Annotated in this window: 11 protein-coding genes; 8 read left to right on the forward strand and 3 right to left on the reverse strand. The window is 71.8% G+C overall.

Features of this window, described 5'->3' with window-relative positions:
• The first annotated feature begins 53 nt into the window (after window positions 1–53).
• Window positions 54–1,055 carry a fatty acid desaturase family protein gene (locus ACFPIJ_RS24560; protein ID WP_380117555.1) on the forward strand — a complete coding sequence of 334 codons (1,002 nt, stop codon included), beginning with the start codon at window positions 54–56 and terminating at the stop codon, window positions 1,053–1,055.
• A 95-nt stretch (window positions 1,056–1,150) separates the two neighbouring features.
• On the opposite strand, the gene ACFPIJ_RS24565 is transcribed toward ACFPIJ_RS24560, so the two are convergent.
• On the reverse strand, window positions 1,151–2,269 hold the full coding sequence (locus ACFPIJ_RS24565; protein ID WP_380117557.1) for a hypothetical protein: 1,119 nt from the start codon (window positions 2,267–2,269) through the stop codon (window positions 1,151–1,153).
• A 145-nt stretch (window positions 2,270–2,414) separates the two neighbouring features.
• Between ACFPIJ_RS24565 and ACFPIJ_RS24570 the strand changes: the two genes are divergently transcribed.
• The 5 genes from ACFPIJ_RS24570 (at window position 2,415) to ACFPIJ_RS24590 (ending at window position 8,241) form a co-directional block, all read left to right on the forward strand.
• A complete protein-coding gene (locus tag ACFPIJ_RS24570) occupies window positions 2,415–4,217 on the forward strand; it encodes a potassium channel family protein (protein ID WP_380117559.1) in 1,803 nt (600 codons plus the stop codon).
• A 130-nt stretch (window positions 4,218–4,347) separates the two neighbouring features.
• Window positions 4,348–5,535 (forward strand): trypsin-like serine peptidase, encoded by a 1,188-nt coding sequence (locus ACFPIJ_RS24575; protein ID WP_380117561.1) that lies wholly within the window; start codon window positions 4,348–4,350, stop codon window positions 5,533–5,535.
• Between the two features lie 54 nt (window positions 5,536–5,589).
• On the forward strand, window positions 5,590–6,303 hold the full coding sequence (locus ACFPIJ_RS24580) for a phosphatase PAP2 family protein (RefSeq protein ID WP_380117563.1): 714 nt from the start codon (window positions 5,590–5,592) through the stop codon (window positions 6,301–6,303).
• A 32-nt stretch (window positions 6,304–6,335) separates the two neighbouring features.
• The gene (locus tag ACFPIJ_RS24585) at window positions 6,336–7,340 is read left to right on the forward strand and encodes a hypothetical protein (RefSeq protein WP_380117565.1); all 1,005 of its coding nucleotides are present in this window, start codon (window positions 6,336–6,338) and stop codon (window positions 7,338–7,340) included.
• Between the two features lie 694 nt (window positions 7,341–8,034).
• A complete protein-coding gene (locus ACFPIJ_RS24590; RefSeq protein WP_380117567.1) occupies window positions 8,035–8,241 on the forward strand; it encodes a hypothetical protein in 207 nt (68 codons plus the stop codon).
• Here the strand turns inward: ACFPIJ_RS24590 and nagA are convergent.
• Window positions 8,199–9,308 carry an N-acetylglucosamine-6-phosphate deacetylase gene (gene nagA, locus ACFPIJ_RS24595; protein WP_380117569.1) on the reverse strand — a complete coding sequence of 370 codons (1,110 nt, stop codon included), beginning with the start codon at window positions 9,306–9,308 and terminating at the stop codon, window positions 8,199–8,201. The two genes, ACFPIJ_RS24590 and nagA, sit on opposite strands and share 43 nt — an antisense overlap.
• A complete protein-coding gene (locus ACFPIJ_RS24600; RefSeq protein ID WP_380117571.1) occupies window positions 9,305–10,255 on the reverse strand; it encodes an ROK family protein in 951 nt (316 codons plus the stop codon). Before ACFPIJ_RS24600 ends, nagA begins: the two co-directional genes overlap by 4 nt.
• A gap of 186 nt (window positions 10,256–10,441) precedes the next feature.
• On the opposite strand from ACFPIJ_RS24600, the gene ACFPIJ_RS24605 reads away from it, so the two are divergent.
• Complete coding sequence (locus tag ACFPIJ_RS24605) at window positions 10,442–11,227, forward strand: DeoR/GlpR family DNA-binding transcription regulator (protein WP_380117573.1); 786 nt, start codon at window positions 10,442–10,444, stop codon at window positions 11,225–11,227.
• Between the two features lie 96 nt (window positions 11,228–11,323).
• The gene (locus tag ACFPIJ_RS24610; RefSeq protein WP_380117575.1) at window positions 11,324–11,725 is read left to right on the forward strand and encodes a DUF3263 domain-containing protein; all 402 of its coding nucleotides are present in this window, start codon (window positions 11,324–11,326) and stop codon (window positions 11,723–11,725) included.
• Window positions 11,726–11,793 lie beyond the last annotated feature (68 nt).

An 11,793-nucleotide genomic window follows, 5' to 3' on the forward strand; every position in this document is an offset into this window, starting at 1 on the left:
ACAGCGGGGCTGCCCGGCTCGATGGATCGGCCCAAGGCCGAGACGCTGGACACATGACGATCCTGGCCGACCGCACGTCCGACTTCACGACGTTGTCCAAACACATCCGTGCGGCCGGTCTGCTCGACCGCAGGCCCGGGTACTACGCCATCCGCTTCACCCTGGTTGCGGCCCTGTACGTCGGCGGGTGGGCCGCCCTGGCGCTCACCGGATCGTCGTGGTGGGCGCTGCTGGTCGGGGCGGTCCTCGCGGTCGCGTACGCCCAGGTCGCACTGGTGGCGCACGACCTCGCACACAAGCAGGTGTTCCGTGGGCGGCGCGCCTCGGAGATCATCGGCATGCTGGTGGGCAACCTCGGCATCGGGATGAGCTACGGCTGGTGGATGAACAAGCACACCCGCCACCACGCCAACCCCAACCACGAGGAGCACGACCCGGACGTGGCGCCGGACATCCTGGTCTGGTCGACGCGGCAGGCGAGCGAGGCCAAGGGCGTGGCCCGGCTCATCGGCGGCTGGCAGGCGCTGCTGTTCTTCCCCCTGCTGCTGCTGGAGGGGTTCAACCTGCACGTGGCCAGCGCCCGGGCGATCGGCAAGATCAAGCGTTCCAAGCTCGAAGGCTTCCTGTTGTACGGGCACTTCGTGCTCTACCTGGTTGCCGTGTTCGCGCTGTTGTCGCCCGGCGTGGCGGTCGCGTTCATCGCCGTGCACCAGGGGCTCTTCGGCCTGTACCTGGGCATGACGTTCGCGCCGAACCACAAGGGCATGCCCACCCTCACCGGTGAGGACGAGCTGGACTACCTGCGCAAGCAGGTCCTGACCTCCCGCAACGTGCGCGGCGGGGTGTGGGTCGACGTGCTGCTGGGCGGCCTGAACTACCAGATCGAGCACCACCTGTTCCCCAACATGCCGACCCCGAACCTGCGCAAGGCCCAGCCGATCGTGGAGAAGTACTGCGCGGAGATCGGCGTCTCCTACCTGTCGGCGTCGTTCGTCGACTCCTACTCGCAGGCGCTGCGGCACCTGCACGCCGCGGGGGCACCGCTGCGCAAGTAGTGATGCTCCTGGTGACCCTCGCCTGCTGCCGCCTCTGGTGGGGCATGCGAAAAGGCCGGCCCCGCGAACGCGGGGCCGGCCTTTTCCAGAAACGTTCAGCGACCGCCGAGCAGCCCACCGACGAGCGGGAGGTTGCCGCCCGCGATACCGTTGAGCAGGGGAAGCCCGCCGACGACCGGCAGCGCCTCCTCCGTGGCGGAGTGCCGCGGGCGGTACCCCGTGGAGTGCTTCGGCGCGTAGGTCTTCTCGGTCACCAGTGGCAGCTGGCTCGCCGCCTGCGGCAGGGCGCCCGTGGTCGGCACGAAGCGGTTCGCGACCGCGGTGGTGCTGACGCCGGGGGTCGGGCCGACGCCGCCGATCACCGGGACGCCGGTGACCGAGTCGTTCTTCAGCACGTCGCTGCCGCCGAGCGGGAGGTCACCCACGATCGGCAGGCCACCGGCCGCCTCGGTGCCCTGGATCCGCTGCACCCGCTGGTTGCCCGAGCGCTGGCCCTTGGCGCCGACCGGGATGGCGAGGTCGTCGACCGGCTTGAGCGTGCCCTGCACGGGCAGGCCCTGGACCAGCCCACCGACCACCGGCAGCCCGCCGGCCGCGCCGCCGACGAGCGGCAGGCCGCCGCCGGCGCCGTTGCCCACGGGAAGGCCGGTGGCCTCGCCCCCCACGGCCGGGAACGCGGTGCGGGTGTCGGCGATCGACGTGCCCCGCAGCGTGTCGCCGGCGTCGACCGGCATGCCGACGGCGTCGATCGGCCTCCCGGCCATGCCCGGCAGGCCGAACTGCTGCAACGAGCCGACCAGCGGCAGCGCCGCGACGGAGTCCTCGGTCGGCAGGGCGTTGCGCGGCGCCGCCGAGATGTTGGAGACCTTGCTCGACGTGGTGCGGGGCAGGCCCAGCATCTCCGTCGGGATCATGTCCAGCACGTTGGGAAGCTGTCCGGAGCTGCCGGAAGGGCGTGACAGTTGGTTGCCCAGCTGCGTCGTGGTGGTGCGGCGACCCGCCTGCGAGCTGCTGGCCGCACTCGTGTCGATGCGCGAGCCGTGTGCCTCGAGCTGCAACGACTGGTTGTTGGGACCCCCGGCGGGCGAGAAGAGATCGTCCAGCTGGCCGGGTACCAGCGAGGCGTCATCGGCATGTGCGGCACCGGCACCGAGCAGCAACATGCCACCGGCCAAACCGACGGTACCGACCGCCCGGCGAAACCACGTGTTCATCCTCGTAAACCAATCTGGTCGACAAATCCGATCGTCAGTTCAACGACCAACCCGGACAAAGTGACGCGGCAGTTGTCGATCGGCGGGGACACCGGGCGTTGGTGATCATCGTTAGGATCGGGCCGTGGAGTCCGAATCATGGTTGATGCGTCGGCTCCGGAGTGGGCTTCCCCGCGCTCAGGCGATCACCCGTCCGTGGTCGCTCGGGCCCGCCGGAGATCCGAGCCGGCCGCCCCGGACGGCCGCCACGAAACAGATCGTCGTCTGGGGTGACGACCCCCTGGCGTATCGCCTGATCGAGGAGCTGATCAACCAGTACGGGGTGCACGTCACCGCGATCCTGCCCAGCGTCAACCGCCGGCACGGGCCCGAGATCGCCCGCCTGGTGCGCAACAGTGGCGGGCGGATCGTCGAGGCGGAGCACGCCGACGGGGACGCCTTCCAGCGGGCCGACCTCGCCGGCGCTGACGCGCTCGCGCTGGTCAAGCAGGACGACATCGGCAACCTCGACGCCGCGCTGCAGGCCCAGGAGATCAATCCCGGGCTACGGCTCGTCATCCGGATGTTCAACCTGCGCCTGGGCTACAGCCTCCGCCGTCACTTCGCCGACGCCCGGGTGCTGTCCGACGCGCAGATGGCGGCGCCCGCGTTCGTGTCGGAGGCGCTCGGTGAGGTCGCGCCGGTCCACGTCCGGGTCGCGCGCCGCACCCTCTTCGTCGCCCGCCGGTCCGAGGTGCGCGCCGAGGACGTGATCTGCGGTCTCGCGGTGACCGCCGAGGACTGCGAGCCCACGCTGCTGCCCGCCGACCAGGGCGCGGCCAACCTCGTGCTCGCCGTCGCGACCGGCGAGCGGGTCAGCACCGTCGTGCCCCGCGAGGACGGTCCGGACACCGGGCCGGTGCGCCGCCGGCACCGCCGCTGGCGCTGGCTGCGCAACCCGTTGCGGGCCTACCGGGGGCTCGTCGGCCGCCGGTTGTGGACCACAGCGATGATCATGCTTGGTCTGCTTGCCATCGGCACCGCCGTCATCGCGCACTACAAACAGATCTCCTGGTGGGACGCGGCCTACGTGACGCTGCTGTCCGAACTCGTCGGCGCCGGGCCCGACCTGCAGGCGCGCTGGCCCGAGAAGCTGGTCACGGTGCTGCTCAGCCTGGTCAGCATCGCGCTGATCCCCGTCATCACCGCCGCGGTCGTCGAGGCGGTCGTGAACGCGAAACTGGCGATCGCGCTCGGCCGGCTGCGTGAGCCGCTGTCGGACCACGTGGTGCTCGTCGGCCTCGGCAACGTCGGCACCCGGGTCATGCACGCGTTCGTCGACCTGGGCGTGCCGGTGGTCGTCATCGACCGCAACGAGAACGCCCGCGGCGCCCAGTCCGCCCGGGACCGCGGCGTGCCGTTCATCGTCGGCGACGCCAGCCGGATCGCCACGCTGCGGGCCGCGTCCGTCGACACCAGCCGGGCCCTCGTCGTGGTCTCCACCGACGACCAGGCCAACCTGGAGGCGGCCCTCGAAAGCCGCGAGCTCAAGCCGGACCTGCGGGTCGTGCTGCGGCTCTTCGACGGCGCCTTCGCCGACCGGGTGCAGCGGGCGTTCGGCATCACCGCGTCGCGCAGCGTCTCGTACCTCGCCGCACCGGCCTTCGCGGCCGCACTGCTGGAACGCGAGGTGATCGGCACGATCCCGGTCGACCGCCGGGTGCTGCTGCTGGCCGAGGTGCCGGTCGTCGCGGCGTCCGATCTCGACGGCGGCCTGATCGCCGCGGCGGAGGACGTCGGCGAGGTCCGGGTCCTCGCGGTCACCACCGACGGCGGGCGGCAGACCGTCTGGGGACCGCCGGCCAGCTACGTGCTGTGCGAAGGCGACCTGCTCATCGTGGTAGCGACCCGGCTGGGCCTGGGCAACCTTTTGGCTCAGACCGGCGGCACGGTCGACCCAACTCCCTGAGTTCCCGCCTCCTCACCCCGGGATCCGTCGTTGAATGGGGCGGATCGCCCGATTTACCCCTAACAGTCCGGGCGGTCCCTTCATGTGGACCGTCGGGAGGAATGCGCTCATGCGCCGTAGGGTTTTGCTGGTGACCGGGGTGTGCGCCGTCGTCGCACTCGCCGGGGCAGGTGTCGCAGCGGCGACGTCGTTCGTCCCCGCGCGCCCGCCGGCGACCGCGTTCGCGGCGCCCGCGCACGAGGAGCCCGCACCCGAGCCGTCCGGGGTCCTCGAGGCGATCACGGGCGGCGCCGTCGAACGCGCCTCGACGTTCCGCTACCCCGGCGCCGACTACGTGAAGGTGCACTTCTCCCGGCTCCAGCTCGACCCCGGCGACACGGTCAAGGTCGCCGACGCGACCGGCGCCGAGATCCACCGGTACAGCGGCGACCAGCTGCGTGACGCGGACAACTGGACGATGTCGGTCTCCGGCGAATCGGCCACGGTCACCGTCGAGCGGGCCGAGACCGACCCGCTGGGCATCCGCTCGAAGCTCGCCGGCCTCGGGGTCACCGTCGACCGGGTCGCCCGCGGCCAGACCCCCACGGAACGCGCCGACGCTGAGGCCAAACGCAAGGCAGCCGCGGCCGCCGCCCGGCACGAGGAGAGCATCTGCGGCCGCGACGAGAAGCAGGACGCCGTCTGTTACAAGTCGAGCGATCCGGTCGCGTACGCCAACGCCAGGCCCGTCGCCCGCATCCTCATCAACGGCGTCGAGCTGTGCACCGCCTGGCGCCTGGGCGTGAACAACCGCATGATGACCAACGCCCACTGCTTCACCAGCACCCGCGAGGCCCGCAACACCGAGGTCTGGTTCAACTACGAGTGCGCCCAGTGCGGCGGCGGCGCCACCCTGCGCCCGGTCAAGGTCATGGCCGACCAGGTCCTCTCCACCGACGACGTCCTCGACTACACCCTGTTCACGGTCCGCAACTTCGACGCGATCTCCCGCTTCGGCTACCTGCAGCTGGACGACCGCACCCCGGTCCGCGGCGAGGAGCTGTACATCCCGCAGCACCCCCGCGGCATGCCGACCGTCATCACCACCCACGACACCAGCGAGCGCAGCGGCAACTGCGCGGTCGCGAACCCCGCGTACGACGGCTACGACGTCGACACCGACATGTCGTACTACTGCGACACCGACGGCGGCTCCTCCGGCTCGCCCGTCATCTCCCGCCGTACCAACAAGGTCATCGCCCTGCACCACTTCGGCGGCTGCCCCAACTCCGGCGTCCGGATGGACCGCATCGCCGCGGACATCAGGAATCTTCTGTAGAGGTCTTGTGTTCAGGGCCGGGTCCGTTTCGCGGCGTCGGGTAGGTTTTCCGGCATGCGGAACGTGCGCCCGGCCCTGTGGTTCGATCTGGTGCTCCTGGCGCTCTTCGTCGCGATCACCGTCGCCCTCGCGCTGCGCACCCCGCTGCTGTCCGTCGACCTCGCCGTCCGCGACTTCGTCGACGCGCACCGCCCCACCTGGGCATACTGGACCGCCCGCGTCTTCAACTACCTCGGCCAGGGCGGCCAGGTCCTCACCCCGCTCGCGGTGCTGACCGCCGTGTTCGTCGGCTGGCGCACCCACTCCGTGCGCCCCGCGCTGCCGGTCATCGGCGGGACCGTCATCACGTACGTGACGATCGGCCCGCTGAAGGTGTGGACCGACCGCACCGCGGCCAGCGACGACGATGTCGTCCACCCCGAATACCTGTTCCACGTGCCGACCGGGATGTCGTACCCCTCGGGCCACGTGGTCAACGCGATCGTCTGGTATGGCGTGCTCGCCATCCTCCTCGGCGGCCTCCTGCCCCCCGGCCAGCTGCGCGTCATCCGCTACGGCGCCCCGGCCGTGGTGCTGTTCACCACGACGTACCTGAGCTTCCACTGGGTCACCGACGGTCTCGCCGCCATCTGCCTCGGCATCGTCCTGGACCGCATCCTGCAACGCGTCCCCTGGAACACCATCCCGCTCCCGTCCTGGTTCACGGCCCGCGGCTGGTCCGGCCCGATCGACACCGCGGAGTTTGCCAAGTCTACGAGTTTGCGGTAGCAGCAAACTCGCTGATCTGGCAAAATTGAGGGGTGCTGGCGGCGGACATCCGGGATCGGGCGCGGCGGCAGTTGGACGATCTGCTGCCGTCGTATCTCCGTCCCGCCGGCGACGACGTCTGGACCTTCCCGGGCGGTGGCCGGCTGCGGGTCGCGGTCCGCAGTGCTCTCACGCCGCGAGACGTCGACGGTCTCGACGACGATCCGGCGACCCTGGTGCTGGCCCCCTGGCTCAGCCCCCGGTCCCGCGAACTGCTCGACCGGCGTGGGTATTCATATGTCGACCTGACCGGCAACGTCTGCCTGCGCATCGAGCGCCCGCCGGTGTACGTGAAGCTGCAGGGCGCCGACCGGGACCCCGCACCCGCGGCCCGGCCGCCCGCCCGCCTCAACGGCCCGCGGGCCCGGCGACTCATCCGCTGGCTCGTGGACGTCGCACCGCCGTACCGGCTGACCGACCTGTCGCGGGCGAGTGGCCTGAGCAAGGGCTACGTGTCAACGCTGCTCGAAGCGATGGTCGACACCGCGCTGATCGAACGTGACCGTCGCGGCAGCGTCCGTGACGTGGACTGGCCTGCGCTGCTCGCCGCCGGTGCGGAGGGCTATCAGCTGCAGCGGAACAACGCCGTCGGCACCTACGTCGCCCCTGGTGGGCCGGGCGCGCTGTATCGGCGTCTCGCCGATCCTGATGCGCCGCGTGCCGTCGTGACCGGCTCGTTCGCGGCGGCGGCGGTCGCTCCGATCGCCGTGCCGGCGCAGCTTGTCGTCTATGCCCCGGACCCCGCGGCCATGCAGCGCTTCGGCCGCCTGCTACCGGCCGAGCGCGGAGCCGACGTCCTGATCCTGCAGGCCGAGGACGAGCTCTCGCAGCTGGCGGGCACTCGCACCCTCGACGGCATCGAGCACGTCGCGGTGAGTCAGCTGGTCATGGACTGCCTCGGCGGCAACGGACGTCTCCCCGAGGAGGCTGCGGCGCTCTTCGATTGGATGCGCGCCGATCCACCGGCGTGGCGGCGGCAACGGCTCCCGGCGCCATAGCTAGATTGTGGCCCTATGGCCATCGAATCCGCACCGTTGTACGTCGCTGCGCGCAGGGTCCTCCTGAACGCGCTGGATGCACTCGCCGAGCACGCCTCGGCGGTCGTCCTCGCCGGAGCGCAGGCTGTCTACGTGCGCACCGGCTTCGCCGAACTTGACGCCAGCATCGCACCGTTCACCTCCGACGCCGACCTCGCGCTGGACCCTCGAATCCTCGGGCCCGATCCGCGAATCGACGAGGCGATGGCCGCGGCAGGCTTCCGTCTCACCGCGGAGCCAGGCATCTGGACGGCGCGGACCCTGGTGGGCGACGAAGCTGTCGAGATACCCGTGGACCTGCTGGTGCCGGCATCGCTGGCCGGCTCAGGGCGGCGAGCCGCCAGGCTGTCCGGGCACGGCCGGAACGCGGCCCGGCGGACGCCAGGACTGGAGGCAGGCGTGGTGGACCGTAGCGTCCTGCGGATCGCCAGCCTCGAGCCGGATGTCGATCAACGCGTCCGGGCGGTGCCGGTCGTCGGCGTGCCCGCGCTCTTCGTCGCCAAGGCCCACAAGATTTCCGAGCGGCTCGTGGACGCACAGCACGGCCGGCCGGGTCGGCTGCAGCCGAAGGACGCCAGTGACGCGATCCGGCTGATGCAGGCGATCTCGCCGGACGAGGTCGGCCGCAGGCTCGCGGCGATCGCCGGTGACCCCGATGGCCGGCCCGAGTGTCCGGGAAGGGGTTCAGCACCTGCGCCGGCTGTTCGGCGGCCGCAGGTCGCCCGGTGTCGAGCTGGCTGTGACCGCCCTTGCCGGGGCGATCCCGGAGCGTTCGATCCGAGAGCTCGCCGTTTCGTACGTGACGGTGCTGGTCGAGACCTACGAGAGCCAGGTGCCGGAGCGCATCACCCGGGTGACGTGAAGGGACTCGTCAAGCAGGACGAGGTCGGCGCGCAGGCCGGGGCGCAGGGTGCCGAGCTCGTCGCCGAGGCCGATCGCGGCGGCGGGGGTGGTCGAGGCCATCCGGGCGGCGTCCACGAGGGACAGGCCGGCGCCGGCCGCGCGGCGGAAGGCGGCGTCCATGGTGAGGGTGCTGCCGGCGATCGAGCCGTCGCGGGTCAGGCGGGCCACGCCCTCGGCGACGGCGACGCCCTGGCCGCCGAGGTCGTACTCGCCGTCGGGCATGCCGGCGGCGGCCATCGCGTCGGTGATGAGGGCGGCGCGGGCCGGGCCGGTGACGGAGACCGCGAAGGCGAGGGTGCCGTCGTGCAGGTGCACGCCGTCCGCGACGAACTCGCAGGTGACCGGGGCGGCGCCGAGCAGGGCGAAGACGGGGCCGGGCTGGCGGTGGTGCGGCGGGCGCATGCCGTTGAAGACGTGGGTGCCGACCGTCGCGCCGGCGTCGACGCCCGCGAGGGTCTCCTCCCAGGTGGCGTCGGTGTGGCCGATGGCGGCCACGACGCCGCGGGAGACGAGCAGCTTGATCGCGTCGAGCGCACCGGGGAGCTCCGGGGCGACGGTGACCATGCGCACGGCGCCGTCGCCGGCGTCGATGAGGGCGGTGAGCTCGTCGAGGGACGGGTGGCGCAGGAACGCGGGGTTCTGCGCGCCGCAGCGGGCCTGCGACAGGTACGGGCCCTCGAAGTGCACGCCGGCCAGCACCCCCTCGGTGACCAGTGGCGCGAAGGCCTTCGTGGCCGACAGCATCAGGTCCGGGGGCGAGGTGACGAGACTCGCCAGCAGCGTGGTCGTGCCGTGTCGGAGGTGGTACGCGGCCGCGGTGCGGGCGGCTTCCGGATCGCCGGTCGTGAAGGTGGCGCCACCGCCGCCGTGGACGTGGATGTCGACGAACCCGGGCACGACGGTGGACCGGTCGGCACCCGGCTCGGCCGGGCCGACCTCGGCGATGCGGTCGCCCTCGATCCGCACGAAGCCGTCCTCGATCACGCGGTCGCCCGCGATCACCCGTACGCCGGACACCACCGTCATCGCGTTCCTCCTGTGCTGTCTGTGCTGTTGCTGTGCAGGCTGTCCAGTGCGAGCAGGGCGGCGCCGAGGCAGCCGGCCTCGTCGCCGAGCGCGGCGCGGGTGATGGTCGGCTCGCGGTGGAACGTCACGCGGGCGTGGACCCCTGCCCGCAGCGGGGCGAGCAATGCCTCGCCGGCCTCGGCGAGCCCGCCGCCGATGACGATGACCGCCGGGTCGAACAGCGCGATGCCGGTCATCAGGCCGTCGGCGAGGGCGTCGACCGTCTCCTGCCACACGGCGACCGCTGTTTCGTCGCCGAGCGCGGCGAGCCGGGCGACCTCTTCGGCGGTGGCGGGGCGGCCGGCCTGCTCGCCGTAGCGGCGGCCGACCGCCGACGCGGAGGCGATCGACTCGAGGCAGCCGCGCTGGCCGCAGCCGCACATCGGTCCGTCGGGGCGCACCACGATGTGGCCGATCTCGCCCGCGGCACCGTGCGCGCCGGTGTAGACCTGCCCGTTGACCACGTTGGCCGCGGCGATGCCGGTGCCGACGGGAATGAACAGCACATACGGGTGGTCCCGGCCGGCGCCCAGCCGTGCCTCGGCGAGCCCGCCGGCGCGCACGTCGTGGCCCAGCGCGGCGGGCAGGCCGAGGCGCTCCTCCAGCAGGGCCTTGAGCGGCACGTCACGGAAGCCGACGTTCGCGGCCCAGACGGCGATCCCGTTGCGCTCGTCGATCACGCCGGGGACGACCAGGCCGGCGGCTCGCGGCTCGAGGCCCTTCGCGCGCGCGGTGGTGGCGAGGCCTTCGGCGATGTCCAGGATCGTCGCGATCACCGCCTCGGGTCCGCGCTCCCGGCCGGTGGCGTGCCGCTCGGCGTGCAGCACCGTCGTGTCGCCTTCGGCGCCGACCAGCGCACACTTGATCCCGGTGCCCCCGACATCGAGGGCGATCACGGTCTGCGTCATGTGTAGCTCGTCCTCGCGCTGATCGATAGGGCATGAATCCGGGCGGGTTCGCGCATCATTGCGCACGATCGGGCAGGCTGGCAACCGTACCCCTCGGGTTAGTTCGAGCAGTTGCCTTTGCGTTTACCCGTAGTTTCGCGCATTATTGTGCACACATCTCGCACCGTACGCGCAGGGGAGGGGCCAGTGGACCGCTATGCGCGCTGGAACGCGCTCCTCGAGATCCTCACCGACAGTGGGCGGATCAGCGTCGAGGACGCGGCCGAGCGCCTCGACGTCTCGCAGGCGACGATCCGCCGCGACTTCGACCAGCTCGCGCAGCAGCAGATGATCACCCGCACCCGCGGCGGTGCGGTCGCCAACGGCGTCTCCTATGACCTGCCGCTGCGATACAAGACGGCCAAGCACGCCCCCGAGAAGCAGCGTATCGGCGCCGCGGCGGCCGCGCTGGTCTCCCCGGGCATGGTCGTCGCCCTCAACGGCGGCACGACGACCACCGAGGTCGCCCGCGCCCTGGCCGTGCGCCCGGAGCTGACCGGCGGGGTCGACGACGCCCAGCTCACCGTGGTCACCAACGCGCTCAACATCGCCAACGAACTGCTCGTGCGCTCCCGCATGAAGATCGTGGTGACCGGCGGTGTGGTCCGCCCGCAGTCCTTCGAGCTCGTCGGCCCGCTCGGCGGCAACATCCTGCGCGACGTCACCCTGGACATCGCCCTGCTCGGCGTCGACGCGCTGGACGTCACCCTCGGCGCAGCCGCCCACCACGAGGGCGAGGCGGCGATGAACAGCCTCATGGTCGCCCGGGCCCGCCGGGTCGTCATCATCGCCGACAGCTCCAAGCTCGGCGGTCACGCGTTCGCCCGCATCTGCCCGATCGACCGCATCGACACGCTGGTCACGGACTTCAACGCCACCGCCGAGACCCTGGCCGCCTTCACCGCCGCCGGCGTCAAGATCGTGACGGCGTAGCCCTCCGCGGGTGCGGGCGATCACCGTGGTGCGCCGGTAGGCTGGGCGGACCCCTTCCGGCCTTTCGGCCCCCCGGACCGCAGCCTTGGAGCGACGATGAAGCGCGACGATCTCGCCGCCGCTCGTGTCCCGACGCAGCCGTCCCCGCCGCCGGCCCAGGACCCCGACGACTTCGTCGACACCGACCTGGCCGCGGACCCGGGAGACGCGGACCCGGGCGACGCGGACCTAGGCGACGGCGAGGCGCCGGACGTCGCGGCGGCCGAGGAGCCGCCGGACCTGGACGACCGGAGCAAGCGGATCCTGGACTTCGAGCGGCAGTGGTGGCGCCAGGCGGGCGCCAAGGAGCAGGCCGTCCGGGACACGTTCAACCTGTCCGCCACCCGCTACTACCAGCTGCTCAACGCCTTGCTGGACGACCCCCTCGCACTGGCACACGACCCGGTCGTCGTCCAGCGCCTGCGCCGCCTGCGCGCCTCCAGGTCCCGCCGCCGCTAGCGACGGCGGGTTCCCGTGATCCGGAAGAGGCTGTGCACTCCTGGGTGCACAAGGTCTTCCGGATCATG

Origin of the sequence: Dactylosporangium cerinum, assembly GCF_042653625.1 — a bacterium.
Taxonomy (GTDB): domain Bacteria; phylum Actinomycetota; class Actinomycetes; order Mycobacteriales; family Micromonosporaceae; genus Dactylosporangium; species Dactylosporangium cerinum.